This window comes from Delftia sp. Cs1-4 (assembly GCF_000214395.1).
GTDB classification, from domain to species: domain Bacteria; phylum Pseudomonadota; class Gammaproteobacteria; order Burkholderiales; family Burkholderiaceae_C; genus Comamonas; species Comamonas acidovorans.
The window spans coordinates 6,522,339-6,548,732 of the sequence record NC_015563.1 but is presented as its reverse complement, the minus strand read 5'-3'; the positions used below and the strand labels follow the sequence as shown (position 1 = coordinate 6,548,732).

Genomic DNA, 26,394 nt, shown 5'->3' with positions numbered 1-26,394 from the left:
CGTCCTAGGCCGCCGCAATGCACGGCGGCCAGGGCGGAGCCTTGCCTGTGCCATGACCCCAAGGAGACAACATGCACATCAGATCCACCCATCCACTGGCCCTTGCCCTGGTCGCATCCGGCCTGCTGACCGCCTGCGGCGGCAGTGACTCGCCCACCGGCTCGCAGGCGCCTCGCATGCAGTTGAGCATCAGCGCCACCGAGGACTTTGCCGGCAGCTACGGCAGTGTCGGCGCCTACGAAAAAGTGACCGGCGTGCTGCGCGGCGAGCTGGACCCGGCCGACCCGAAGAACGCCGTGATCCAGGACCTGGCGCTGGCGCCCGTCAATGCGCGCGGCATGGTCGAGTACAGCACCGACTTCGTCATGCTCAAGCCCAAGGACATGTCCAAGGCCAGCGGCGTGCTGCGCTATGACGCGCCCAACCGCGGCAACATCCTGACCATGCCCAACCCCACGGCCACGCCCGGCGATGCGGTCTACCTGGAGCGCGGCTATGTGCTGCTGTACTCGGCCTGGCAGGGCGATGTGCCCAAGTCCACGCCCGCGCGCCTGACGGTCACCGTGCCCGTGGCGCGCAACAAGGACGGCAGCAGCATCACGGGCAGCTACCGCACCGAGCTGGTCCCGGCCGCCGCCGTGCCCTCCATGACCCTGCCCGGCGGCGTGTTCAACGGGACCATGATCCCCTACGAGCCCGCCAGCCTGGACAACACCCAGGCCGGCTACTCGCTCACGCGCCGCATCAACGAAACCGATGCGCGCCAGACCGTGCCTGCGGGCGACTGGAAGTTCGCCAGCTGCGATGCCGCCGCCAATCCCTTCCCCGGCACGCCCGCGGCCACCAACGTCTGCCTGAAGGGCGGGTTCGATCCGCAGTACCTCTACGAGCTGGTCTATGTGGCCAAGGACCCCAAGGTCATGGGCGTGGGCCTGGCCGCGCTGCGCGACACGGTGAGCTTCTTCCGCGCCAAGGCGGCCGATGCCGACGGCAAGGCCAATCCGCTGGCCGGGCGCATCACGCACACCATCGGCCAGGGCACCTCGCAGTCGGGCAATGCCATGAAGACCTTCCTGCACCTGGGCTTCAACCAGGCGCTCGATGGCGGAAAGGTCTTCGACGGCATGTATGCCCATGTGGCCGCGCGCCAGACCAACATCAACACGCGCTTTGCCGTGCCCGGCGGCGGGGGCGGCCTGCGCACCGACCACACGGCCTTCGGACAGACCGCGCCGCGCGGCCTGGACAAGGACTACAGCGACGAGGTCAGCGGCCGCCAGGGCGGTGTGATGAAGCGCTGCGAAGCCAGCAACACCTGCCCCAAGTTCTTCCTCGGCCTGTCGGGCACGGAGTTCTGGCAGCTGCAGGGCTCGCCCGTGCTGACCGATGCCAACGGCCTGCGCGACATCGCCCAGCCCGCCAATGCGCGCATCTACTACTACGCCAGCACCCAGCATGGCGGCGCAGGCGGCACGGCCAGCATCGGCTATGCGCCCACGCGCAATGTCTATCCGGCCGGCACCGTGGTGCACTTCAACGACACCTTCCGCGCGCTGTTCATCGCGCTGGAGGACTGGGTGGTGCGCGGCACCGAGCCGCCGGCCAGCCAGGTGCCCAAGCTGGCCGACGGCACCCTGGTGCGGCCCGACAAGCTGGTCTTTCCCGCCATGAAGGGCCTGAGCTGGAGCGTGGGCGGCGTGCAGACCGCCATCCCCGAGTTCCGCTACCTGGCGCGCCACAACGGCTTTGCGCTGCTCGACTTCGGCCCGCAGTACGTGCCGCAGGACGAAAGCGGCATCGCCACGCTGCAGCCGCCGCGCGCCACGGGCAAGGACTACGCCATCCTCGTGCCCCAGGTCGATGCGGCCACCGGCCTCACGCGCGCCGGCATCCGCAGCGTGGAGGCGCGGGCACCGCTGGGCACCAGCATGGAGTTCAACTACGTGGCCACGCCGGGCATCGTGGACCTGTCCAACCTCACGGGCAGCTTCATCCCCTTCAACAAGACGCGCGCGGCGCGGCTGGCGGCCGGTGACGGGCGGCCTTCACTGGAGGAGCTGTATGTCGACCAGGCCGGCTACGTGAGCGCCGTCACGGCCGCGGCCCAGGACCTGGTGCGCCAGCGCCTGCTGCTGCAGCGCGACGCCGACGCGCAGATCACCGCCGCGCGTGCGGCGGCGGTGCTGCCTTGAGCCTGCGCTGAACGCAGGCCTCAGACGGCCTGGCCGCGAAAGCGCATGGCCGCCTGGCGCGAGACCTCGGCCAGCAGCTGCTCGCTGCGCTGGCGTTCGCGCAGCCAGCGGGCATCGTTGCTGCCGGCGGCCACGTCGCTGCGCAGCAGATGCAGGGCGGGCGCGGCGCCATGGCGGGCCGCGTAGTCGGCCACGGCATCCATGGTCTTGAGGATGTGGTCGGCCAGCGGCATGTGCTCGCCCGTGGCCGGGTCCACGTACACGGCCTCCAGGCCGAAGCGGCAGGCCTGGAAGCGGTTGTAGGTGTAGACCAGGTAGTCGTCTTCCACGGGCGTGAAGGGCTGGGTGTCCATGAACCAGGCAGCCAGCGCCTGCACGTAGCCGGACAGGGCGGCTGCGCGCTCGATGGTCAGCGGCGTGTCGAACACGCGGATCTCGATGGTGCCGAACTCGGGCTTGGGCCGGATGTCCCAGTAGAAGTCCTTCATGCTCTTGACCACGCCCGTGCGCGTCATCTTGTCGAAGTACTGCTCGAACTCGCTCCAGTGCAGCACGCAGGGCGCGCGGCCCGACAGCGGAAAGGCGAACACCGAGTTCAGCCGCGCCGAGTCGAAGGCCGTGTCGTGGCCCTGCACATAGGGGCTGGAGGCCGACAGCGCAATGAAGTGCGGGATGTAGCGCGACATGCGGTGCAGCATCAGCAGGGCCGCGTCGGCGTCGGGGCAGCCGATGTGCACGTGCTGGCCGAAGATGGTGAACTGCTTGGACAGGTAGCCGTACAGCTGCGACAGCTCCTGGAAGCGCGGCTTGTCGTAGATGCGCCGCTCATGCCACTGCTGGAAGGGGTGGGTGCCGCCACCCACCACGGCGATGTTGAGCTTGTCGGCGCTTTTGACCAGCGCATCGCGGATCTGGCTGAGCTGGCCCAGCACCTCGGAGGCCGAATGGCAGACGCTGGTGGAGATCTCGATCATGCTGTTCGTCATCTCGGGCACCACGCTGCCGGGCAGCGGGTTCTTGAGCATGAGGCGCAGCATGTCCTCGGCGTAGGGGGCCAGGTCGTAGTCGTGGGTGTTGACCAGCTGCAGTTCCAGCTCCACGCCCAGGGTCAGCGGTTCGGACGAGTTGAAGGCTTCAAGACTCACGTTCATCTCCTGCGGTATTCGTGCGGCTCAGCGGCTTCCAGGGACGGGAGCTTTCGCCGGAGCGGTAGATGGCCACGGTGGCCAGGGCGGCGCCCAGCACCTCCATCACCAAAATGGTGGGCAGGGCCACGCCTGCGATCTGCGCGCCCAGCTCGGGCGCGGCGGCCACGAACTGCGATGCAATCAGCAGCGCCACCGACGACATGGGCGCCATGGCGCAGCCCACCCAGAAGGCCTGGCGCCAGTTGGCGCCCGTGCCCACATTGCCCACGGCCACGCCCAGGGTCTTGGCGACCAGGCGTGCCAGGATCACGGCGCCCACCACGCCGGCCACCGGCGCGCTCCAGTCGGCCTGCGCGGCCACGGTGGAGACCAGCACGAACATCAGCATGGTCAGCAGCGAGGCCGCCGTGCCCAGCTGGCGCGGCCAGGCCCAGGGGCGCGGGTTGAACTGCTTGAGCAGGATACCGCCCAGCAGCGCCGCCAGCGGCGCCGAGCCGCCCAGGTACGAGGCCACGGGCACGCTGGCCGAGATCAGGGTGAGAAAGAGGATGGAGGTGTTCTCGCTGGCCGGGCTCATGAAGCGCAGCGCCAGGCGCATCAGCACGGCCAGCACCAGGGCCACGGCCACCGAGACGCCCAGCACCACCAGCACCGGCATGATCGAGGCCACGAAGCCCGCCTTGGGCTGCGTCAGCATGCCCGCCTTGGCGCTGCCCAGGGCCAGCGCATACAGCGTGGACAGGGTGGCCAGCACCAGGCCGCGATCGGTCACGGCACCTGCGGCACGCATGTCGGCCACCACGCGCGTCAGCACCAGGGGCGAGGCCGCCATGGCCACCAGTGCCAGCGGCCCGGCCACTTCGGGGGCCACGCCCAGCCAGCGCAGCACCAGGGAGACCAGCACATAGGTCAACGCGGATTCGGCCACGCTTTGCACCAGCACCATGGGGTTGTGGCGGAACCAGCGCAGCGTGATGCGCCCGCCGCATTCGAACAGCACGATGGCCACGCCCAGCTCCAGCAGGAACAATCCCGTGCCCTGCAGCGGCCAGGCGGTATTGGCGCCAAAGCCGATCAGCCCGGCAATGCCGCCGACCAGCGAATAGCCGACCACCTTGGGCAGGGCCGCATGGCGCTGGCAGGCGTAACCCACCATGGTGGCCACGGCCAGCAGCAGGGACCATTGCACCGTGGCCAACCCGGCCGATGGCCGCAGCCACGGTTCCCAGAAGCTCAGCATGTCATTCATAAGCGAGGTCCTTTGCGCGAGCCAGTGGCCCGCAAGCGAAGCTCCGCAGAGCCTTCCCTGCGGCGCGGGCAATCCCGCGTCCCGTGCGCTTGGCACGGGGACACTTCGTTGGCGATCCACTGGCGTGACTGCCGGGCTGCAAGGCCGGGCGGGCACGCCAGCACGTGGGTTCCGCGTGGTTCCCGAGGTCCCGCAGGCTCAGGGGCGGAAGAAACTCAGCGGCGCTGTGCGCAGACGGCGGCGGATGGCCGAATAGATGCGCGAGCGGTCGACTCCGCTGACATTGTGTGCCCTCATCGCAACGCGGAATGCCAGATAAAAGCTGACAGTGACATTCAACGCGCCATTGACCGGCAGTAGGGCAACCGCCCACCAGAACATGTCGGAGTGCAGCACCTGCCAGCCCAGGGCCGCCATGGCGGCACCGATCTGGCCTGCCGACAGCGTGACGTGGCGCACCTCCAGCCCCAGGCCGAAGAAGGCCGCGAACGCGGGCACCAAGCCCAGCATCATGCCCAGCGAGACGTTGGCTGCAAAGCCCGAAATGTTCTTGCGCCAGAAATGCGCCCAGCGGTCGGCGCGCTTGGCACCCAGCCAGCGCGTGATGCCGGGGTTGTAGCGGATCACCGAGTCCAGCCGGCGCAGCACGAACCAGTTCTCGGCCCAGCCCGCGATCAGGCTGCTGGCGAACAGCAGCACGCCCGTGAAGGCCGCGAACAGCGGCGACATGCCAAGCAGGCTCAGCGAGTCGAGCACGGCAATCGCATGCGGCCCGTCAATCGGCGTGTGGCCGAACAGCTGGGCATAGCCCAGCGACAGCAGCAGCACCATGGGCAGCACCACCAGCACGTTGCCCAGCACCGCCGCCACCTGCGAGCGCACCAGGTGGGCGACCTCGTCCACGAACTCCTCGATGGCCTCGCTGGCGCGCAGGTCCTTGAGTTTGGCGGCCATGGCCGGTGCCGTCATGGCCGGCTGCTTGGTCGCCACCGTGAAGTGCAGCAGCTGGATCAGCACAAAGCTGATGGAGTAGTTGATGCCCGCCGCCAGCCCGCCCCAGAATGCCGACAGCCCCAGCGCGTAGAGCGCGAATTTCAGCAGCGTGGTGAAGGCCATCACAAAGCCGCCGCCGGCGGCCTTGGTTGCCATGGACAGGTATTCGCGGCCGGTGCGCGTGATGTAGTGCTCGCCCGTCTCGGCGCTGCGCTCGGCCACCTTGGCCGCCAGCAGCGAGGTGTTGGTGGACAGCAGCGCGCGCAGGCTGCGCCGCTCAATGCCCACGGACACCAGGTTGGCCAGCAGGTCGGCCGTCTCGGTGGCGCGGTTGTCGGCCACCAGGCAGTCCAGCAGGCGGCGCACGCGCAAAATGCGCGCGCGCAGCTGGCGCAGGCGGAACACCAGGCCCACCGAAATCCCTTCGGACTCGAAATGTGTGTAGACCGATGTCACGGCCGCGCGGCAGGCATCCAGGCGCTCGCGCAGCCGGGCCTCGGCCGCATCGCGCCGGTCATTGGTGCGCAGCGCGTGCATCACCTCCACGCGCAGGCTTTCGGCGTCGTGGATCAGGGCGTGGAAGGGCTGGTCGTCGCGCGCCTGCTCGTCCATGCGCAGGCGCAGTTCGGGCGAAAAGCCCGTGGACAGGATCTGCCCCGTGCAATAGGTGATGGAGCCCAGCAGGCTGTTCTGCCAGAAGCTGCTGCCCTGGCCCTCGCTGCCGTCGGTCAGCAGCAGTGCGATGCGTTCGAGCAGCGGCGCCTCCAGCGCGTGCAGCCAGCGCGCGTCGAATTCGTCGGGCATGGCCAGCATGAACAGCTCGGAAGCATCCACCGTCTCGGGCGTGCTGGGCAGCAGCTTGTAGCGTGCGCGCTCGGACAGCTCGCTGAACATGTTGGTGCGCGGCGCAAAGCCGAAATCGGCCAGCAGCGCCGTGATGTCCACGGTGTCGATGAAGCGCAGCCACCAGGCATGCAGGCGCTGGCGCACGGCCGGGTCGGCCTCCACGGCCTCCACCAGCAACTGCACACGCTGCACGGCGCCGTCCACCGACGGCTTGGGCGCGCGCACCCACTCCAGCAGGTGGATCAGCCAGATATGGCGGTGCGCGAGGTCGGCCTCGGGGTCGAGTGCGGCCAGAAGGCCGGGCAGGTCTTGGGTGATTCGCTTCATGTAGGGGTCTTGCGGCAGGGCGGAAGACTAGCGCCTCCCCCGAGGAACGCGCTCAGTGCAGCACGCGGTTGTCAGGGTCTGGAAAGCTGTCGCCGCCAGCGCCCGACTGCAGATGAAAGCGCGGGATGGGGCACTCGAAGACTTCGCCCTCGTGGCTGATGCACAGATAGCTGCCCTGCATGCTGCCGTTGGGCGTGCGCAGCTGGCAGCCGCTGGTGTACTCGAAGGTCTCGCCGGGCTGCAGCAGCGGCTGGCGGCCGATCACCCCCAGGCCCTTGACCTCTTCGACATGGCCCAGTTCGTTGGTGATGATCCAGTGGCGCGCGATCAACTGGCCCGGCACCTGGCCGGTATTGGTCACGGTGATCGTGTAGGAGAAGGCGTATACGCCCGCCGCTGGAGCGGATTGCTCTGGCAAAAAGGCGGGGCGGACCTGGACCTGGAACTCGTTCATGGGCATGGCGGCAATGGTAACTGCCCGCAATGTACCGGCTTGCGAACGTCCCCACGCGCCGCCGCCCATGGCTTTGTGCCGTCGCTGGTGCCGGCATGGGCTAGCTGCGACAATCGCAGGCCATGAGCCCCACCTACCGCATCGCCCCCTCCATCCTGTCTGCCGACTTCGCCCGTCTGGGTGACGAGGTCAAGAATGTGATCGCCTCCGGCGCCGACTGGATCCACTTCGACGTGATGGACAACCACTACGTGCCCAACCTCACGTTCGGTCCCATGATCTGCGAGGCCCTGAAGCCCCATGCGAAGACGCCCGACGGCCAGCCCGTGCCCATCGACGTGCACCTGATGGTCTCGCCCGTGGACGAACTGGCCACGGCCTTCGCCAAGGCCGGCGCCGACTACATCAGCTTCCACCCCGATGCCACGGCCCACGTGCACCGCAGCATCCAGAACATCCGCGCCCAGGGCGCCAAGCCCGGCCTGGTGTTCAACCCCGCCGCCCCGCTGGACGTGCTGGACTGGGTCATCGACGACATCGACCTCATCTTGCTGATGAGCGTGAACCCCGGCTTCGGCGGCCAGAGCTTCATCGACAGCACGCTGCGCAAGATCGAGGCCGCGCGCAAGCGCATCGAGGCCAGCGGCCGCGACATCCGCCTGGAAGTGGACGGCGGCATCAAGGAAACCAACATCCGCCGCGTGGCCGATGCCGGTGCCGACACCTTCGTGGCCGGCAGCGCCATCTTCGGCAAGCCTGACTACAAGGCCGTGATCGACGCCATGCGCGGCGCCCTGGCGGCCTGAGCTTCGGCCTGCCTCCAGCAAAAAAGGCCCGCGAATTGCGGGCCCTTTTCGTTGCCAACGGCGCTTTCAGCCGCCCAGCTCATGCTCTCCGGGCATGACGAAGATGCTCTTGCCCTGCGTGTCGAAACCGGGCGGCGCAAAGCGCGCCACCGGGACATGGTTGTGCTGGATGGAGCTGACCTTCCACGCGAATGTGCGGCCCTGGCTGGTGAAATTCACGGTTTCGCCGCAGGCGATATTGATGGGCGCTTTCTGCGATAGATCGACAGTACGGTAGACGCCCGCAGGCGCGGGCGATCCGTAATAGGATTTGCCGTTTGCAAAGCGTTCCGCATGGGCCGGCAATGCAGCCATGACGATTGCTGCGGTGCCCAATATGAATATGGATTTCATTGAATATGCCTCCGAAATAGGGCGGATACATGGGCGGATTCATGAAATCCGCCATGAACTGTATTCAGTCCATGGCGGAGACTGTAGAGTCATCGGCTTCTATATATCCGGGCAGCCGGATGACATTTCAGCCATATTGCCGCAAATGCGTGGAAATCTTCAGAAACTATGGCGCATGCCGAGTTCAGCGCCTGTGGAGCTGCCGCCCGCAGCCAATCCGGTGGTGCCGCCATTGAGGCTGAAATTGGCCCCGCCCTTGTTGGTCACGCGTGCAAGGGTTCCGTACAGCGCCGTGCGCCGCGACAGGTTGTGCACATAGCCGATCGCATACCTGTTGGCATCGCTGCCATTGAAGGCCACCGGGCCACGGCGCGAGTCGGTGCGCACATAGGAGGCGCGGATGTAGTTCGCCCCCACGGGCACGGTAAGGCCGACCTGCCAGCGGTCCTCGGAGCCCGCGATGCGGGTTCCATAGGTGCCATAGGGCAGGTCCTCGCGCTGGAAATACCCCATCAACTTGGCAAAGCCGAAATCGTAGGAGGCGCCTGCGCCGTATTGCTTGAGCTTGGTGCCCGCAGCGTTCACATCGGTCGAGCCATAGGTGAGCGCCAGGTTCAGAGGGCCGTTGTCGTAGGTCAGGCGGCTGCCGAAATGGCGGCCGGCGCTGCTCACGGGGTCTTCGTCCAGGGCATACATCACTTCTGCCTGGAAACCGCTCCATTTGGGAGTGAAGTACTGGATGGCGTTGTCGCTGCGGTAGTAGTTCGAGAAGGTGCCGGGCAGGCGGCTGATGATGTTGGAGTTTGCCAGGCCGATCACGTTGAACGGGTCGAACTTGGTGGGATTTTGCGCGGCCGGCGTGAAATCGCGGCCCAGGCGCAGCTCGCCGAAGCCGCCCGCCAAGCTCACCGTGGAGCGGCGCTGGAAGAACTTGCCATTGGCGTTTGTCGTGCCGGTGTCGGCATAGAGGTCTGACTCCAGCCAGAACTCGGCTCTCAATCCGCCGCCCAGATCCTCGGTGCCGCGAAAGCCAAACCGGCCCGATGACAGCCCGCTGTTGTTCATGGTCATGTTGCTGGGCAGATCGCTGTTCTTCACGTAGCGCCCATTGACGTCAACGATGCCGAACAGGGTGATGGATGACTGCGCACTGGCCGCCAGCGAAATGACGGGCAGTGCGGCCGCCAATATACGATTGAATTTCATGCCTGGTCCTTGTATTGAATGTGGATTCCATGCGCATCCATTTCAAAACGGATGCTGTTGTAAATACTAGAATTCACAGGGCGGCGCCAGGAGCCTTGAAAAGGAATCGACGGGGGGTGGCAAGCCAATCACAGGTTTTTAGGGCTCAACATGTTCCGCCCGGCCAACACCAATGGATTGCAATTCCATTCATGGCAGTTATCTTTCTTCAATATGTCTTGAATGTCACTTTTCTGTTGGGTAGATGGATTCTGGAGATTGATAGCATCCCGGGGGTTGAATCCGGTAAAGAAGAAAAAATCAATTCGTATCGGGTTGTTGATACGGCTGTGAGCGGGTATCGCAAGATAGGAGGGGACAGAAAAATGCGGCGCGAGGATGTCAAGCTGAGGATGCTGGCCAGGCGAGGGGACACGGGTGCCAGGCTTCAGCTCGGGGAGGCGTATCTGACCGGGGGACCCGGCGTTTCCAGGAGCATCCCGGTGGGGTTGGAGTATCTGCAGGCCGCACTGCCTCAGGCCAGGCGCCAGGCCTCGGTCTGCATAGCCTTGCATCTGCCGCTCAGGGAGTTGCTGGAGCACGGGCTGCTGGAGACCCTGAGGATCGCGGCGGAGTACGAGGATGTCGGGCGCCAGAAGCTTGCCGCATGGCATCTCATCCGGGGGGAGCTCGATCTGGCGCTGGAGTGCCTTGGCAAGTGCAGCGCCGCCCTGCCAAGCCATCTGGCAAGCAGCGTGTCTGCGCACACATCCGGCGAGCTGCTGCAGGCGTTGCAGATCCTGCGCGCCATACAGCCGCTGGACATTGCCGAAGTCATGGCCTGCGAGGCCCGGCAGGCCATGGCCAAGGGCCAGTCGCACCGCGCCGTGCGGATGCTGGAGCTCCTGCGCGACCTGCCTCATGCCGCTCATGGCCCGGTCATGCAGCAGCTGATTGCCGACCTGGTCCACCAGGCGGAGGTGGCGGGCCATGGCCTGGGACAGCTGACCGTGGGCTGGATCGAAGCCAGCCTGGACCGATGCGCCGCCAATGGCGACGTGCGCGCCTGCCACGTGCTTGGACGGGCGCTTTCGGGGCTGCCCTGTGCACACCTGGCTCCCGAAAACCTCGTGAATGCGCAGAACCTGCGCAAGGCCGCAGCCCTGCTGCTGCGCGCTGCCGATGGCGGCATCGTCACCGCCTGGCTGCACCTGTTCCGCATCTGCTCCGACTACCGCAGCTCGGTGGCCAATCCCACCCTGGCACGCTTTTGCCTGGAGAAGGCGGCACGTCACGGACTGCCCGAGGCCGAGCGCCGCCTGGGTGCACTGGTGCTGCGTGATGCCACGCACATCGAACCCATGGAACAGGGCGTGGCCCTGCTCCATGCTGCAGCGGCCAAGGGGGACGTGCTGGCCGGGCTGCTGCTGCGTTCCTTGCTGCTGCCCGTGGGCGGTGACAACGAGGAGGAGGCCCTCGCGGCCATCGAGGCCGTACAGCCAGATGCCCCGCTGCTGGCCATGCGCCTGCGCCTGGCGCGCGTGTTCGGGCTCACCAAGCTGGAGGCGCTGTCGGTCAATCCCTCGACCGCCATGCGTCCCTGGGGGCTGGTGGTGGGCCACAACCCCCTGGTGGCCAAGGCCCGGCTGTGCGAGCCCCGTGCCGTGCCCGCGACCACGCCCGATGCCCAGCGCTGCCTGGAGCAGGCCGCGTCCATGTTCTCGGCACAGCACGGGGAATCCCTGGCGCCGGAAGGCTCGCTGAGGGCCCGATCCCTGCAGATGCGGCGGCTGTTTCACCGCCTGCAGATCAGTGAAACGGTCTTCTTCGCTTCGGCCTCCTCACAGCAGCGCGATGCCATTCGCATTGGCACGAAATGGGCCAGGCGGCAGCAGCAGATCCTCCGGCAGGTGCTGGCCTGAGCCTCGCCTGTGCCCGCGTGCGAAGGAAAAGACATGAAGATCCTGATCGTGGATGCCCACCCGCCGTCGGCGCAGTACCTGTGCCAGGGCCTGTGCCAGGACGGATTCAACGTCGATGTCGTGCATGACGGTCTGCAGGGCCGCAACCTGGCACTGAGCCGCGCCTACAGCCTGCTCGTGCTGGATCTGGACCTGCCTGGCCAGAGCGGGCGTGCGGTCCTGCAGACCCTGCTCCAGGCGGGCGACACGCCCACCATCGTGGTCACCGCAAACGACAGTCTGGAGGACCAGGTGTTCTGCCTGCAGAACGGCGCCGATGACTACCTGGTCAAACCCGTCAGGTTGCCGGTGTTCCTGGCCCGTGCACGGCTGCGGATGCGAGGCTCTGCCGGCCAGGAGGGCCTGCGCCTGACATTGGCGGACCTGGTGCTGGACCTGTCGAAAAAGCGGGTCGAGCGTGCCGGCCGGCGACTGGACCTCACTCGCCAGGAATTCGCCGTGCTGTGGCTGCTGCTGCAGCGCCAGGGCGATGTGGTCACGCGCGCCGAACTGGTGCAGCAGGTCTGGAGCCTGCCCGTCGATGCGCTGAACAACGTGGTGGATGTGGCGGTGTGCAGGCTGCGCAGCAAGCTCGATGATCCCTATGCGGTCAAGCTGCTGCACACGGTGCGCGGCATGGGCTACCTGCTGGCGTTGCGCGACGGGGATCCGGCCAAGCAGCCCTGATCTGCCCTGTTCTGGTACGCCCGCCGCCACAACGCCGGGCGGGTCAGCCCAGCCACCGACGGATGCGCCCCGCCAGCGCCTGGGCGCTGATGCCGTAGCGCTCATGCAGCGTGGGCAGGGCGCCCGCATCAAGGAAGGCGTCCGGCAGGCCCGCCAGCCGAAAGCGCGCGGGCCGCACATCGCGCTCCAGCAGGGCGCCGGCCACGGCCTCGCCCAGGCCGCCCACCACCGAATGGTTCTCCGCCACCACCACCAGGCGCGGCCCGCTGCTCACGGCCTGCACGATGGCCTGCACATCCAGCGGCTTGATGGTGGCGCAATGCAGCACGGCGGCACCCACGTTGTCGGCGGCCAGCAGTTGGGCGGCCTCCAGCGCGCGCATGGTCAGAAAGCCGCTGGAGATGATGAGCACCTCGCGGCCCTCGCGCAGCATCTTCGCCTTGCCCAGCTCGAAACGGTAGTCGTACTCGTCCAGCACCAGCGGCACGTTGCCGCGCAGCAGCCGCATGTAGACGGGGCCGCGGTGCGCCGCGATCTGGGGCACGGCCTGGGTGATGTCCAGCGCATCGCAGGGGTCGACGATGGTCAGCCCCGGCACGGCCCGCATCATGGCCAGATCGTCCGTGGCCTGGTGGCTGGGGCCGTAGCCCGTGGTCAGGCCGGGCAGGGCGCAGCAGATCTTGACGTCCAGGTTCTCCTCGGCAATCACCTGGTGGATGAAGTCATAGGCCCGCCGTGTGCCGAAGACGGCATAGGTGGTGGCAAAGGGCGTCAGCCCCTCCTTGGCCATGCCGCCGGCGGCGGCCATGAGCAACTGCTCGGCCATGCCCATCTGGAAGAAGCGCTCGGGGTGGGCCTGGGCGAACAGGTGCAGGTCGGTGTACTTGGCCAGGTCGGCCGTCATGCCCACCACATCGGGCCGGCTGGCGGCCAGCTCCACCAGGGCCTTGCCGAAGGGCGCGGCCTGCACGCGCTGGCCCTCGGCGGCGATGGAGGCGATCATGGCCGAGGTGGTCGGCCGGGGCTTGGGGGTGGCAAGAGGCATGTTCATGGCAGGGCGGGCTCCAGGGGTTGCGATGCGTCCAGGATGGCGATGGCCTGCTGCCACTCGGGCGGATCGACGCGGATGAAATGGTTCTTCTCGCGCTGCTCCAGGAAGGGCACGCCCTTGCCCATCAGCGTGTCGCAGAGGATGACGCGGGGCCGGTCCTCGGCCAGCGCCCGTGCCGCGTCGAAGGCCTGGACGACCTGGGTCAGGTCGTTGCCGTCCACGCGCTGCACATGCCAGCCGAAGGCGGCCCATTTGTCGGCCAGCGGCTCGAAGCCCAGCATGCGCGTGGACGGGCCGTCGGCCTGCTGGTTGTTCACGTCCACCAGGCAGATCAGCCGGCCCAGCCCGTGGTGGGCGGCGGACAGCGCGGCCTCCCAGGTCGAGCCCTCGTCCAGCTCGCCGTCGGACATGGAGTTGTAGACAAAGGCATCGCTGCCCTTGTGGCGCAGCGCCAGCGCCATGCCCACGGCGATCGGCAGGCCCTGGCCCAGCGAGCCGCCCGAAATCTCCATGCCCGGCGTGTAGCTGGCCATGCCCGACATGGGCAGGCGGCTGTCATCGCTGCCATAGGTCTGGAGTTCCTCGTCGGACAGGATGCCCGCCTCGGCCAGGGCCGCGTAGAAGGCGATGGCGTAGTGGCCGTGCGAGAGCAGGAAGCGGTCGCGGCCCTCCCACTCGGGCTCATCGGACCGCAGCCGCAGCGCGTCGCCATAGGCCACGGCCAGCACATCGGCCCAGCCCAGGGCCTGGCCTATGTAGCCCTGGCCCTGCACCTCGCCCATTTGCAGGGCGCGGCGGCGTATGCGCCAGGCACAGGCCGCGAGCCGGTCCAGGCGCTGTTGCAGTTCTTGGTTCATGCATCGTCTCCTCGGGATGGAAGGGCGCGTGGCTCAGCGCAGGATGCTGGCCGGCACATAGGACACCAGCGCCAGCACCGCCAGCGCCACCAGGTAGAAGGGAATCAGCTCGCGCACGGTCTGGCCCACCTTGACCCGGGCCAGCGAGCTCGTGATGAACAGCGTCGTGCCCACGGGCGGCGTGTACAGCCCCAGGGCCAGGTTCACGACCATCATGATTCCCAACTGGGTCATGTCCATGCCGATGCTCTGGGCCAGCGGCACGAACACCGGCGTGAGCAGCAGCACGGCGGCCGGCAGGTCGATGAACATGCCGATGAAGAGCATCAGCAGGTTCATCAGCACGATCACCAGCCAGGCCGAATGCACATGCGACTGCACCCAGTGCACGATGCCATCGGGCATGCGGTCGAAGGTCAGCAGCCAGCCGATGGCCGACGAGGCCATGATCACCAGCAGCACCACGCCCGTGGCCAGGCCCGCATGCACCACCGCATCGTTGAGCCGGCGCCAGCCCAGGTCGCGGTAGATGGCGGCCGACACCAGGCCCGCATACAGCGTGGACAGCACGGCCACCTCGGTGGGCGTGGCGATGCCGAAGCGCAGGAACACGATGATCAGCACCGGCAGCAGCAGGGCCGGGCTGGCGTACAGCAGGTGGCGCCGGAAGGCGGGCCAGGCAAAGGGCGTGATGTCACGCGGAAATCCGCGCCTGCGGCCCACCCACCAGCACACGCCCATGAAGCCCGCGCACATCAGCAGCCCCGGCACGATGCCCGCCACGAACAGCGCCGCAATCGATGCATTGGCGCTGAGCGCGAACAGGATCATGGGAATCGACGGCGGGATCAGGATGTCGATGGTGGCCGCCGCCGCCAGCGTGGCCGCCGAGAACGCGGGCGGGTAGCCCAGCCGCCTGTGCCACGGGATCATCAGCGAGCCGATGGCCGAGGCATCGGCCACGGCCGAGCCCGACACCCCGCCGAACAGCGTGGACGACATCACCCCCACCTGGGCCGGCCCGCCGTGAAAGCGCCCTATCAGGGCCGACAGCACGCCCACCAGGGCCTCGCCCAGGCGCCCGCCCATCATCAGCGAGCCGGTGAGCATGAAGAACGGAATGGCGATCAGCGGAAAGCTCTGCACCTGGGCCACCATCTGCTGCACCAGCAGGTCCAGCGGCACGCGGTCCGAGGTGGCCGCCGCCGCCATGGCGCCCATGAGCAGCGCGTGGGCAATGGGCATGGCGATCACGGCGCCCGCCATGAAGACGAAAAGCATGATGAAGGACATGGACCTGCCCCCTTCACCAGTGCGCGGCGGCCACGGGCCGCGCGGGTTCGGCATCGGCACTTGGGGCATCGGCCGCATCTGCAGCCCTTGCGGATGCCCGGCCCCCGCCCGCCACGCAGGCGCGCCAGGCCGACTGCAGGGCCAGCAAGGCCAGCAGCGCCATGCCCACCATCACGCAGCCATAGGTCAGCGAGCCGGGAATGCCCAGGATCTGGCTGCGCTCGTCATGCACGATCTCCAGCATGTTCAGCGTGGACCAGGCCAGCGTGGCGTACAGGGCGGCCACGGCCAGCCAGCCCAGCACGGCCGTGGCGCGCTGCACGCGGGCCGGCAGCGCCTCGACCAGAAAGCTCGTGGTGATGTGGGCACCATGGGCGGCGGCCAGCACCACGCCCGACATCACCAGCCAGGGAAACAGCAGCTCGGGCACCTCGTTGGCCCATTGCAGGCTGGCGCCGCTGGCATAGCGCAGGGCGGTGTTGCACACCAGGATCACGAAGATCACCAGGGTGCTGGTCCACAGCACGGCGCGGCACAGGCCCGTGACCAGGCGTTCGATGAGGTTCATGGATGGCTCCCTGCACTTCACTGCGCGCCTGCGGCCTTGACGACCTTGGCGATGTAGGGGCCCGCAGGGCTGGCCAGCCACTTGTCCTGCACCTTGGCTGTGGCCTGGGCGAAGGCCCGTGCGTCGATGGTGCTCACCTCCACGCCCTTGGCGCGGATGTCGTCCAGCAGCTTGTCGTCGGCCTCGCGCGCCAGCTGGCGCTGGTAGGCCGTGACCTCCTGCGCGGCCTCGGTCAGCAGCGTGCGGTCGGCGGCCGGCAGCCGGTCCCAGCTGCGCTTGCCCATGATCAGCGGCGTCATCTGGAACATGTGGCCCGTCAGCGTCAGGTGCTTTTGCACCTCGTACAGCTTGCTGGCGTGGAAGTTGGCCAGCGGGTTCTCCTGGCCGTCGACCACGCCCTGTTGCAGGGCCACGTACAGCTCGGCGAACTTGATCTGCTGGGCCTCGGCGCCCAGGGCCTGGATGATGTCCACCAGCACCGCGTCGGGCGGCGTGCGCATCTTCAGGCCCTTGAGATCGTCCACGCTGCGCAGGGGCCGCTTGCTGTTGGTCATGTGGCGTATGCCGTTGTCCCAGTAGCCCAGCACCACCATGCCCTTGGCGGCCGATTTGTCGGCCAGCTCCCGGCCCAGCGGCCCGTCCAGCACCTGGAAGGCACGGGCCGGCGTGGCGAAGAGAAACGGCATGCCATAGGCCGCGTACTCGGGCACGGCCGCTGCCACCGCGCCCTGGGAATTGGCCGACAGGTCCAGCGCGCCCGTGCGCAGGGCCGTCACCATGGCCGCGTCGTCGCCCAGCTGGGCCGAGGGCGCGACCTGCACCTCGATACGGCCCGCGCTGCGCGCCTTCACCAGTTCGGCGAATTTCAGCGAGGCCAGGTGGCGCGGATTGTCGGGCGCCGCGCCGTGGCCCAGCGTGAGCTTCACGGCCTGGGCGCCGGCCAGGGCCGGCAGCAGCAGGGCGCAGGCTGCCAAGGCCCTTGCGGCCAGGGCAGCGCGTTGGAAATGCTTGTTCTGCATGGTCTTGTCTCCTTTGCTTTTTGGGGGGCCATGCGCGCCATGGCCAGGCCGGTGGGGTGCGCAGTCAGTGGATGAGCATCCCGCCGTTCACATCGAGCGTGATGCCCGTGCAATAGCCGGCCAGGTCGCTGGCCAGGAACACGCAGGCGCCGGCCACATCGTCGGCGCGGCCCAGGCGTGCCAGCGGAATCGTGGCGGAGATCTCGCGCTTGCGTTCGGGGCCGAGCTTGCCCTGGGTGATGTCCGTCTCGATCAGGCCCGGCGTGACGCAGTTGATGCGTATGCCATCGCCGCCGAACTCGCGCGCCATGGCGCGGGCCAGGCCCAGCACGCCGGCCTTGGCGGCCGAGTAGTGCGGCCCGCCGAAGATGCCGCCGCCGCGCTGGGCCGAGACGGAAGAGATGCAGACGATAGCGCCCGCTTGCTGCCTGCGCATGGCCGGCAGCACGGCCTGGGACATGTACAGCGTGCCGCGCAGGCTCACGTCGAGCACGCGGTCGTAGTCGGCCCCGCCGATCTCCAGCGTGCCCACGGCCTGCGTGATGCCCGCGTTGTTGACCAGCGCGTCGATGCGCCCGAAGGCGCGCAGCACGGCGGCGGCCGCCGCCTCGCACGAGGGCTTGTCCGTCACGTCGGCCACCAGCCCCAGGTGCCCGTCGCCCAGCCGCGCGGCCGCGCCGGCCGGATCGGCCCGCTCCAGGTCGAGGATGGCCACGCGGGCCCCCTGGGCGGCCATCTGGCGCGCCGTGGCAAAACCGAGTCCGTTGATCCCTGCGCCGCCGGTGATGATGGCGACCCTGTCCTTGAGCAGCATGTGCCTGTCTACGCTGTAGTGGTGGTGGATGCAGCCATCTTGGGCTGTCACGAGCATGAAGACAAACGATGTTTCATCAGCCTAAGATGACGGTTCTTCAGCTCAAGTACGGGGTCTCCCGGGGTCTTCCGGTGTTCCCCGGTGTCCGCCCGTGAGCTGCCCGCGTCCTCGAGGAACTTGCCATGGCGTCCATTCCCAGCAGTGCCCACCTGCAGGCCTTCGAGGCCGTGGCGCGCCGGCGCAGCTTCGCGCTGGCGGCCTCCGAGCTGCACTTGACGGCCTCGGCCGTCAGCCACCAGGTGGCCAAGCTGGAGGCGCAGCTGGGCGTGCGCCTGTTCGAGCGCAGCGCGCATGGCGTGCGCCTGAGCCGCCCGGGGCAGGCCTACCTGGAGCGCGTGGGCGGCGCGCTGGCGGCCATCGTCTCGGCCACCGAGGACCTGCGCCACAGCATGAGCAACAGCCTCTACGTGCACTGCGCGCCCAGCATCGCCAGCCTCTGGCTCATGCCCCGGCTGCGGGACTTCGCACGGGCCTGCCCGCACATTGCGCTGAACCTGTCGGCTGCGCATTCGCACAGCGACTTCGCGTTAGGCCAGGCCGATATCGACATCCGCTACGGCATTGCGCAGTGGCCGGAGCTGGAGGTGGAGCCCCTGTTCGAGGAGCACATCCTGCCGCTGGCCAGCCCCGCCTTCGTGGCCGAGCATGGGCTGCAGCGCGTGCAGCAGTTGCTGCATGTGCCGCTGATCCAGAGCAACGTCAGCATCGTCCAGTGGTCGGACTGGTTCCACTCGTTCTCGCAGCTGCGCGCGCCAGAGCGCTTTGCCGTGCGTTTCGACCGCGCCCAGATGTCGCTGGACGCGGCCACGCAGGGCCTGGGCGTGGCGCTGGAAAGCGCCATGAATGCGGGCGGCCACATTGCCGACGGCCGGCTGGTGGCCCCCTTCGGCATGGACCGGGCCCTGCGCGTCAAGGCCCACTTTGCCGTCTACCCCGCGCGCAACGCCCGGCGGCCCGCCGTGGCGGCCTTCCTGGCCTGGCTGCATGCCGAGGCTGCCCGCACCGAGCAGCAGCCCTGCCGCCAGAGCCCGGAATGAGTTGGCCGCCAGCCCCGAAAAAGGGCAGAACGGATATTCCTGCATCCATTGCGAAAAACCTGCGATGCAATTTCTCTATGAATGAGCCAGTGTGCGGCAAATAGTTTTATTGCCCCTGTTTTCGGTGAATGACGACGTGATTGCCAGCAGGGATTGGCAATAATTCGGGACAGCCATACACACAGGGAGTGCCACGCTGAAATGGCCAAATCAGCAAGACGCCGATTTATCGGACTGATCACGGTGAGCTACGGATTGTTCGCATTCGGCTGGATCCTTCTGTCCGACAAGCTGTTGTTCGCATTGGCAGGGAATGCGGATATCGGCTGGCTTTCCGTCGTCAAAGGGCTGTTCTTTGTGTTGGCCACGGACTTCCTCCTGTTCTTCGCGCTGTGCTCGGTGCCGGCCGCGCACAGCGGCGGCGCCTCCGCCATCACCCAGGAAATGGGGCCGCGCCGTTTTCCGGTCTGGGCCTCCTATCTGTTTGCCCTGGCCATGAGCCTGGCCGTGCTGGCCGCCAGCAGCACGCTGGCCAGCCATTTCGGTGAACGCTCGCTGCTGCTGCTGTTCATGCTGCCCGTGCTGGTCAGTGCGCTGATCGGCGGCCTGGGGCCGGGCCTGCTGGCCACGGCCTTTGCCGCCTACAGCCTGGACCAGACCGACGGCGTCGCCGTGCGCGACTGGGCGCAGTGGGGGGTGGTGGCCGTCAACGGCCTGGCCGTGAGCGTGCTGGCCGAGACGCTGCAGCGCTCGCTGCGCAAGGCCAACATGCAGCGACAACTGCTCGACTCGGTGATCTCGGGCACCTCGGACGCCGTCTTCGTGAAGGACCTGCGCGGGCGCTACCTGCTGGTCAACCGGGCCGCCGCCAGCCTGGTGGGCCGCCAGGCCGAGGACATCGTGGGCAAGGACGACTTCGCGCTCTTTCCCTTCGGCATCGCCAGCGCCATCCGCAGGAAGGACCAGGCTGTGCTGCGCCAGGAGGTGGCCACGCATGAGGAGCAGCTGACGGTGGAGCCGGGCAGGACGCTGGACCTCCTGGTCACCAAGGGCCCGGTGCGCAACACCGCAGGCCACATCGCGGGCCTGTTCGGCATCTCCCGGGACATCACCGAGCGCAAGCGCTTCGAGCGCGAACTGGCCCAGGCCGCCGTGGTGTTCGACAGCAGCCACCAGGGCATCATGGTGGTCGATCCGGGGCGGCGCATCACGCGCGTCAATCCGGCCTTCACCCGCATCACCGGCTATGCGCCCGAGGACGTGATCGGCAAGACGCCGCGCGTGCTGTCCTCGGGCCTGCACGGCCCGGAGTTCTACCGGCAGATCTGGGCCTGCATCGCGCGCGACGGCTTCTGGCACGGCGAAATCTGGAACCGCCGCAAGACGGGCGAGATCTTCGCCGAGATGCTGTCCATCTCCGCCGCGCAGGGCGCCGGTGGCGAGATCGAGCACTACATCGGCGTCTTCACCGACATCAGCCACATCAAGGCCCACGAGGCCGAGCTCGAGCGCGTCACCCACTACGACCTGCTCACCGGCCTGCCCAACCGCCGCCTGCTGATCGACCGGCTCAACCAGGCCATGCTGCGCACGGCGCGCGAGGGCCGCTCCCTGGCCGTGTGCTTCCTGGACCTGGACGGCTTCAAGGAAATCAACGACCTGCACGGCGCGGCCGCGGGCGATGCGCTGCTGGTGGGCGTGGCCGCCCACCTCAAGAGCGTGCTGCGTTCCGAGGACACGCTGGCCCGGCTCGGCGGCGACGAGTTCGTGCTGCTGCTGTCGCACATCGGCTCGGCCGAGCACTGCTCCACCATCCTCGACCGGGTGCTGGAGGCGGCCAGCCGTCCCGTGCCCGTGCAGGACCGGGTGCTGTCCGTGACCGCCAGCGTGGGTGTCAGCCTCTACCCCGACGACCAGGCCGACCCCGACCTGCTGCTGCGCCATGCCGACCAGGCCATGTGCGTGGCCAAGCAGGCCGGGCGCAACCGCTACCAGCTGTTCGATCCGGAAAACGACCGCAAGGCCCATGCGCGCCGCCTGCAGCTGGGCTGGCTGCGCCAGGCGCTGGAGAAGGGCGAATTCCTGCTGCACTACCAGCCCAAGGTGGAGCTGGGCGGCGGCAAGCTGGTGGGCGCCGAGGCCCTGCTGCGCTGGCACGACCCGCGCCAGGGCCTGCGCGCGCCGGGCGAATTCCTGCCCTTCATCGCGGGCAGCGACCTGGAGCGGCCGCTGGGCGACTGGGTCATCGGCGAGGCCGTGGCCCAGGCGGCGCGCTGGTTCGGCCAGGGCCTGGACCTGTGCGTGAGCATCAACGTCAGCGCCAACCAGCTGCTGGACGGCGGTTTCCACGCCAAGATGGCCCAGGTGCTGGCCCGCCACCCGGACCTGCCGCCGCACCTGATAGAGCTGGAAATCCTGGAAAGCGCCGCCATTGCCGACATGGAGCAGGCCATCCAGGTGATGGGCCAGTGCCGGCAGCTGGGCATACGCTTTGCGCTGGACGACTTCGGCACCGGCTACTCCTCGCTCACCTACCTGCGCAAGCTGCCCGTGCAGTCGCTCAAGATCGACCAGAGCTTTGTGCGCGACATGCTGGCCGACCCGGACGACCTGGGCATCGTCGAAGGCGTCATCCAGCTGGCCAGCACCTTCCAGCTCGAATCGGTGGCCGAAGGCGTGGAAACGCCCAAGCATGCGCGCCGCCTGCGCGACATGGGCTGCCACGTGGCCCAGGGCTACGGCATCGCCCGGCCCATGCCCGCCGACCAGCTGCCCGCCTGGGCCGCGCGCTGGCAGGCCGGGGACAACTGGCTGGCGCATGGGCGGCATATGCCGTCCGAGGCCTGAGCTTCGCGTCCCGGCGCCGGTGCCGGTGCCGGCTATGTCAACTCGGCTGGACGGGTTTCCATGGCATTGCGGGTGGGCAAGGTGATGCAGAACAGGGCCCCTCCTGCGGGGCCGTTGCTGGCGACGACGGTGCCGTCCATGGTGTCGATGATCTTGCGGCAGATGGCCAGGCCCAGGCCCGTGCCGCCCGAGCCGTCCTTGGTCTTGCTGGACTGCACGAAGGGCTGGAAGATCTTGTCCAGTTCCTGCGGCGGAATGCCCGGCCCCTGGTCGGAGACGGCAATGCAGATATCGCCCTGTCCGTCGATGCGGCCCTGCACATCGATGCGCCCGCCGATGGGCGAGAACTTGATGGCATTGGCCAGCACATTGCGCACCACCTGCTGAAAGCGCACGGGGTCGGCCTTGGCGATCAGCGGCGTGTCGTCGAGCTCCAGCCGCAGGTCGATGAGCTTGTGCTGCTGCTGCGGCTCCAGCTCGCGGACCACGGGCCGTATCAGGCTTCTGAGGTCGGTGCGTTCCAGGTGGATGGTTCCCACGGCGCTTTCCAGCTTGGCGACATCCAGCAGGTCGTTGACCAGGGCCAGCATGCGCTGGCCGGCTGCATGGATGTCGTTGAACATGTCTGCCATCGCGGCATTGCCGAGAGAGCGCAGGCCGCCCAGCTCGGCAAAGCCCATGATGGACTGCAGCGGGGTGCGCAGCTCGTGGCTCATGTTGGCCACGAATTCCGATTTCACGCGGAAGGCCTCTTCGGCCGCGTCGCGGGCTTCGTGGATGGCATGCTCGGCCGCGCGGAATTCGCTCACGTCCACAAAAATGCTGAGCACGCCGGTGATCCGGCCCTGGGCATCCTTGACTGCCGCCTTGGAGATCTGCACGTCGCGGTAGCTGCCGTCCACATGGGGCAGCCGGGCCTCCAGCACCATGGGCTGGCCTGAACGCATCACATCCTCATTGCCGTGCATCTGCAGCAGGTCATGGTCGCCAGAGTGCAGGCCCTCGACTTCATGGCCAAGCACGGCGTAGCGGCACCTGCCAAAGAAGTCTTCCCAGGCCTTGTTCACCAGGGCCACGCGCTGGCCCGCGTTCGTGACCAGCATGGGCAGGGGCGTGGTCTCGAACAGCAGGTGCTGGAAGGCCAGCTGGGTCTGCAGCTCCTGCTGGGCCTTCCAGCGGGCGGTCACGTCCACGGCGCTGCCGGCAAAGCCCACCAGCCGGCCCTCGCGCAGCAGGGGAACCACGGCGATGTCGCAGAGTATTTCCCTTTCGTCGGGAAGGCGAAAGCGCGCCTGGCAGTTGCGCAGGGCCAGCTTGGCCTGGGGGTCGAGCAGTGCCTGGATCTGGGGCCTGCAGGCTTCATGCACGATGCCCTCCAGCGGCTGCCCTACCGCCTCGGCGCTGGGCTGCCCGGTCCACTGCTCCCAGCGGGCGTTCACGAAGGTCAGCCGGCCGTGGCTGTCGGTGCGGAAGATCAGCTCCTGCACGCTGCGCATGAGCACGGCCATCTCATGCTCGCTGCGGGCTATGCGCGCCTGGGCCTTTTCCATGGCCTGCTGGGCCGACTTCTGCACCCTGCGGGTCTTGAGCACCGACGCGCTCAGGCCCAGCACCAGGGCAAGAAGCGCAAGTCCTGCAACGAAGAAGGCGAAGGCATCGTCACGCCAGCGCGCGATCACCGCCGCGTAGGGCTCCTCCACCACCAGCAGCAGGGGCCAGTTGCGGACCGTGCGAAAGGACACGATCTCATGGGGGCCGAGCAGGCCGGCGCCAATGTAGGAGCCGAATTCGCTGCCTGGCAGCCATTTCTGGAAGATGGGGGTCTTGCGTGCAGAGGCCGTTTGTACGCCCCCGCCTGCGTTCGTGCTGGCCAGCGGTTGGCCGTCGTAGCTCAGCAGCACCGCCTCGTAGCTGAGGGTTTCCAGCGTGGCCTGGTAGAAGTTGGCCACGGCATCGGGATTGACCAGGCCCACCAGCACGGCGGGTGCGCCGCTGTCGTTTTCGAAGGCCAGGATCTGGGGCAGGTAGTGGACGCCCCGCGGTATTGCATGCGGGGCCAATGTCAGGGAAGAGAGGCTGCGGCCGCTGACAAGGCGTCCCAGTTGCACCTTGCCCAGGAGCGGAGCCGATGCATTGTCCGGCAGCAACTGCTGCACCTCGATCTGCAGGCCGGCTTCGCCCGCCTGCGTGCTCGCCAGGATGTGGCCCTGGCCATCGAGCAGCGCCATGCTGCGCAGAACCGGCAGTTGGGCGACCACTTGCGCCATGGCCGCCTCGCGCGCGGCGCGCGGGCTGTCGGCGGACAGGATGACCGGATTGTGGGCCAGGCTCGCCAGGGCGACATCGCCGGTCTCGAAGGTCTTGCCGGTCTGATCTTCCAGTACACGGCTGAGCAGTGCGGCCTGGGATCTGCTTTGCTCGGCCTTGGTGTGCAGTTGGCCCCAGATGAAGAGCACAAGCCCCGCCAGCACGCACAGCGCAAAGCTCAGGATCCAGGCTTTGATGTGGGCGCTGCGCCTGGCCCCCAGGAAGCGATGCATGGCGGCTCTGTGCGGCATGGTGATGGGCTCCTGCGCAAGGAGGGTCAGGGGGCAACGATCGCGGTCAGGCCGTTGTTGCGCGCCGCCCGGGCCAGCCGGCCGTCGCGCCGGATGTCGGAGACGAACTGGTCCAGGCGAGCGAGCCACTGGGTGTCGGCCGGACTGGTCGCGTAGCCGTATGGAATTACATGAAACGGCTTGGGCGGGGCGATCAGCCGGGCCCAGTCGGAGCTGTCGAGCAGCCTGCGGCTATAGGGGTAGTCGGTCATGAACACGTCCACGCGCCCCGCCATGAGTTCCTTTTCCCGGCTCTGGGGTGGCTCGATGGGCACGAGGCGCGCGTGCCTGAGCGTCTCGCGCATCACGGGCTCCATGAAGGTGCCGCGCTGCACGGCGACCTGCACGCCAGGCTGGTCGATGTCCGCCCAGGATTGCACGGTCTGATTGCTCTTGGTGGTCACACCGTAGATGTCGCTGCTCAGATACGGCTGCGTGAAGCGCAACTGCTTTTGGCGCTGGGCAAAGATGCCCACGGCGAACATGGCGACATCGCAGCGCGACTCCAGCAGGTCAGGTATCAGCCTGGGAAAGGAGGAGTCCACATACTGCACCCGCACGCCCAGGTCCTTGGCCAGCTCCACGGAGAGCTCCGCATCGATGCCCGTCAGCCTGCCTGTGCGCGCGTCACGGAACGTGATGCCGTAGTAGTCTGGCCATATGCACACACGCAGGGCGCCCGTGGATGCAATCCGCTCCAGCACCTCGCCAGCTGCGGCAGAGCCGGACCATGGCACCAGACACAGCAGCAATCCGGCAGCGGCTGCCAGACGGGCCAGCACGCGCCGCTGAGGCGGTGCGCCGAAACAGGTCGATGATGGGCGCATGGCGGGCTTTCAGGGTGTGTCGATCAGTTCGGTGAAGGACGGAGCCTGCCGGGTCAGCGCCAGGCGCAGCGCATCGAGCTCTTCGATGTTGTCCATGAAAGCGTCGACGATTCCGGGATCCAGGGCCTTGCCCCGTTCCGCCGCGATCATCTCCAGGGCCTGCTCCAGCCCGAACGCCGGCCGGTACACCCGGTCCATGGTGAGCGCGTCGAAGATATCGACGATGGACGTGATACGAGCCGACAGCGGGATTTCTTCGCCTGCCAATCCCTGCGGATAGCCCTTGCCGTCGAAGCGTTCGTGGTGGCTTGCGGCGATCTCGGCGGCCATCTGGAACAAGGGGATGCGTGACTGGCCCAGCAGGCGTGCGCCGATCTCGGCATGCCGGTTCATGACGAGGCGCTCCTCGGGACCCAGGGGGCCCTCCTTCTTGAGGATGGTGTCCGGAATGCCGACCTTGCCTATGTCATGCATCGGGGCCGCCTTGCGCAGCAGGCTGGCGAATTCGATGCGGCAGCCCAGGCGCAGGGCCAGGGCCTCCGACAGGTAGCCGATGCGGACGATGTGCGAGCCCGTGTCGTCGTCCTTGAACTCCGCGGCCATGGCCAGGCGCAGCAGGGTCTCGTGGTGGGCACGTGTCACTTCCTTGAGAAGATCGTTGCGCTCGCGGTACATGCGGCCGAAGTCCTGGATGAGCAGCTCCATCTGCTCCACGGCCGCAGGATCGAAACGTCGCGATGGCTCCCTCGGGGTGCCGGTCTGGTACTGGGCCATCAGGCGATCCTCTGCAGGCTTTCGATCGTCTCCAGCAGCTTCAATGTGCTGAAGGGCTTGACCAGGTATTCGTCGGCTCCGGCGAGGATGCCCGCCTTGCGGTCTTCGGCGCCGCCCCGGGCCGTCAGCAGGATGACCAGCGTATGCAGCAGCTCGTAGGAGCTCTTGATGCGGCTGCAAACCTCCAGGCCATTGATGGTGCCCGGCATCATGATGTCGAGCAGGACGATGTCGGGCCTGAGCCTCTGGGCCATCGTCCAGGCTTCATCGCCGTCACAAGCCTCTACGACTTCGAAGTCACGGAGTTCCAGCGTCATGCGCAGCAGCTTGCGGATGTCTGCATGGTCTTCGACGATGAGTATTTTTTGCATGGGGAGATCTTTCATGCCGAAACGGAAATTTGATCCGA

22 protein-coding genes are annotated in these 26,394 nt (G+C 67.5%); 6 read left to right on the top strand and 16 right to left on the bottom strand.

Annotated elements, in window-relative coordinates; translation table 11 throughout:
- Window positions 1-71: 71 nt before the first annotated feature.
- Window positions 72-2,192 carry an alpha/beta hydrolase domain-containing protein gene (locus tag DELCS14_RS28775; protein ID WP_013804718.1) on the top strand — a complete coding sequence of 707 codons (2,121 nt, stop codon included), beginning with the start codon at window positions 72-74 and terminating at the stop codon, window positions 2,190-2,192.
- 20 nt (window positions 2,193-2,212) lie between these two features.
- Here the strand turns inward: DELCS14_RS28775 and DELCS14_RS28770 are convergent, their stop codons facing one another.
- The 4 genes from DELCS14_RS28770 to apaG form a co-directional block, all read right to left on the bottom strand.
- Window positions 2,213-3,337, bottom strand: a complete 1,125-nt coding sequence (locus tag DELCS14_RS28770) for a YbdK family carboxylate-amine ligase (RefSeq protein ID WP_013804717.1) — start codon at window positions 3,335-3,337, stop codon at window positions 2,213-2,215.
- Window positions 3,327-4,589 carry a cation:proton antiporter gene (locus tag DELCS14_RS28765; RefSeq protein ID WP_013804716.1) on the bottom strand — a complete coding sequence of 421 codons (1,263 nt, stop codon included), beginning with the start codon at window positions 4,587-4,589 and terminating at the stop codon, window positions 3,327-3,329. Before DELCS14_RS28765 ends, DELCS14_RS28770 begins: the two co-directional genes overlap by 11 nt.
- Window positions 4,590-4,787: 198 nt before the next feature.
- Window positions 4,788-6,755 carry a site-specific recombinase gene (locus DELCS14_RS28760; RefSeq protein ID WP_012202652.1) on the bottom strand — a complete coding sequence of 656 codons (1,968 nt, stop codon included), beginning with the start codon at window positions 6,753-6,755 and terminating at the stop codon, window positions 4,788-4,790.
- Between the two features lie 52 nt (window positions 6,756-6,807).
- Entirely contained in the window at window positions 6,808-7,215 is a 408-nt protein-coding gene (apaG, locus tag DELCS14_RS28755) for a Co2+/Mg2+ efflux protein ApaG (RefSeq protein WP_034367895.1), read from the bottom strand.
- 116 nt (window positions 7,216-7,331) lie between these two features.
- Between apaG and rpe the strand changes: the two genes are divergently transcribed.
- Window positions 7,332-8,015 carry a ribulose-phosphate 3-epimerase gene (rpe, locus tag DELCS14_RS28750; RefSeq protein WP_012202654.1) on the top strand — a complete coding sequence of 228 codons (684 nt, stop codon included), beginning with the start codon at window positions 7,332-7,334 and terminating at the stop codon, window positions 8,013-8,015.
- Window positions 8,016-8,081: 66 nt separating this feature from the next.
- Here rpe and DELCS14_RS28745 read toward each other — a convergent pair whose 3' ends face one another.
- Window positions 8,082-8,408, bottom strand: a complete 327-nt coding sequence (locus tag DELCS14_RS28745; protein WP_013804714.1) for a CzcE family metal-binding protein — start codon at window positions 8,406-8,408, stop codon at window positions 8,082-8,084.
- 159 nt (window positions 8,409-8,567) lie between these two features.
- Complete coding sequence (locus DELCS14_RS28740) at window positions 8,568-9,614, bottom strand: porin (RefSeq protein ID WP_013804713.1); 1,047 nt, start codon at window positions 9,612-9,614, stop codon at window positions 8,568-8,570.
- A gap of 482 nt (window positions 9,615-10,096) precedes the next feature.
- On the opposite strand from DELCS14_RS28740, the gene DELCS14_RS28735 reads away from it, so the two are divergent.
- Together DELCS14_RS28735 and DELCS14_RS28730 are read left to right on the top strand one after the other, a co-directional pair.
- On the top strand, window positions 10,097-11,515 hold the full coding sequence (locus DELCS14_RS28735) for a hypothetical protein (RefSeq protein WP_228676831.1): 1,419 nt from the start codon (window positions 10,097-10,099) through the stop codon (window positions 11,513-11,515).
- 33 nt (window positions 11,516-11,548) lie between these two features.
- Window positions 11,549-12,241 carry a winged helix-turn-helix domain-containing protein gene (locus DELCS14_RS28730; RefSeq protein WP_012202658.1) on the top strand — a complete coding sequence of 231 codons (693 nt, stop codon included), beginning with the start codon at window positions 11,549-11,551 and terminating at the stop codon, window positions 12,239-12,241.
- 43 nt (window positions 12,242-12,284) lie between these two features.
- On the opposite strand, the gene DELCS14_RS28725 is transcribed toward DELCS14_RS28730, so the two are convergent.
- From DELCS14_RS28725 to DELCS14_RS28700, 6 genes are all read right to left on the bottom strand, one after another.
- Complete coding sequence (locus tag DELCS14_RS28725; protein WP_013804711.1) at window positions 12,285-13,292, bottom strand: transketolase C-terminal domain-containing protein; 1,008 nt, start codon at window positions 13,290-13,292, stop codon at window positions 12,285-12,287.
- Window positions 13,289-14,149 (bottom strand): transketolase, encoded by an 861-nt coding sequence (locus DELCS14_RS28720; RefSeq protein ID WP_013804710.1) that lies wholly within the window; start codon window positions 14,147-14,149, stop codon window positions 13,289-13,291. The genes DELCS14_RS28725 and DELCS14_RS28720 overlap by 4 nt, the downstream gene beginning before the upstream one ends.
- Before the next feature lie 33 nt (window positions 14,150-14,182).
- Complete coding sequence (locus DELCS14_RS28715) at window positions 14,183-15,442, bottom strand: TRAP transporter large permease subunit (protein WP_013804709.1); 1,260 nt, start codon at window positions 15,440-15,442, stop codon at window positions 14,183-14,185.
- 13 nt (window positions 15,443-15,455) lie between these two features.
- Window positions 15,456-16,010: a TRAP transporter small permease gene (locus tag DELCS14_RS28710; protein ID WP_013804708.1), complete on the bottom strand. Its 555-nt coding sequence runs from the start codon at window positions 16,008-16,010 to the stop codon at window positions 15,456-15,458.
- Between the two features lie 17 nt (window positions 16,011-16,027).
- Window positions 16,028-17,029, bottom strand: coding sequence for a TRAP transporter substrate-binding protein (locus tag DELCS14_RS28705; RefSeq protein ID WP_013804707.1), 1,002 nt, complete (start codon window positions 17,027-17,029; stop codon window positions 16,028-16,030).
- A gap of 64 nt (window positions 17,030-17,093) precedes the next feature.
- Complete coding sequence (locus DELCS14_RS28700) at window positions 17,094-17,843, bottom strand: SDR family NAD(P)-dependent oxidoreductase (protein WP_013804706.1); 750 nt, start codon at window positions 17,841-17,843, stop codon at window positions 17,094-17,096.
- A 182-nt stretch (window positions 17,844-18,025) separates the two neighbouring features.
- Between DELCS14_RS28700 and DELCS14_RS28695 the strand changes: the two genes are divergently transcribed.
- The gene (locus tag DELCS14_RS28695; RefSeq protein ID WP_013804705.1) at window positions 18,026-18,940 is read left to right on the top strand and encodes a LysR substrate-binding domain-containing protein; all 915 of its coding nucleotides are present in this window, start codon (window positions 18,026-18,028) and stop codon (window positions 18,938-18,940) included.
- Window positions 18,941-19,183: 243 nt separating this feature from the next.
- Window positions 19,184-21,787: an EAL domain-containing protein gene (locus DELCS14_RS28690; protein WP_013804704.1), complete on the top strand. Its 2,604-nt coding sequence runs from the start codon at window positions 19,184-19,186 to the stop codon at window positions 21,785-21,787.
- A gap of 32 nt (window positions 21,788-21,819) precedes the next feature.
- On the opposite strand, the gene DELCS14_RS28685 is transcribed toward DELCS14_RS28690, so the two are convergent.
- Genes DELCS14_RS28685 through DELCS14_RS28670 form a run of 4 tightly spaced genes read right to left on the bottom strand, consistent with a single transcriptional unit; the run spans window position 21,820 to window position 26,356 of the window.
- Window positions 21,820-24,345 carry an ATP-binding protein gene (locus DELCS14_RS28685; protein WP_013804703.1) on the bottom strand — a complete coding sequence of 842 codons (2,526 nt, stop codon included), beginning with the start codon at window positions 24,343-24,345 and terminating at the stop codon, window positions 21,820-21,822.
- 26 nt (window positions 24,346-24,371) lie between these two features.
- The gene (locus DELCS14_RS28680; RefSeq protein WP_013804702.1) at window positions 24,372-25,211 is read right to left on the bottom strand and encodes an ABC transporter substrate-binding protein; all 840 of its coding nucleotides are present in this window, start codon (window positions 25,209-25,211) and stop codon (window positions 24,372-24,374) included.
- A 9-nt stretch (window positions 25,212-25,220) separates the two neighbouring features.
- Window positions 25,221-25,985 carry an HD domain-containing phosphohydrolase gene (locus DELCS14_RS28675; RefSeq protein WP_013804701.1) on the bottom strand — a complete coding sequence of 255 codons (765 nt, stop codon included), beginning with the start codon at window positions 25,983-25,985 and terminating at the stop codon, window positions 25,221-25,223.
- On the bottom strand, window positions 25,985-26,356 hold the full coding sequence (locus tag DELCS14_RS28670; protein ID WP_043796517.1) for a response regulator: 372 nt from the start codon (window positions 26,354-26,356) through the stop codon (window positions 25,985-25,987). The genes DELCS14_RS28675 and DELCS14_RS28670 overlap by 1 nt, the downstream gene beginning before the upstream one ends.
- Between the last annotated feature and the right edge of the window lie 38 nt (window positions 26,357-26,394).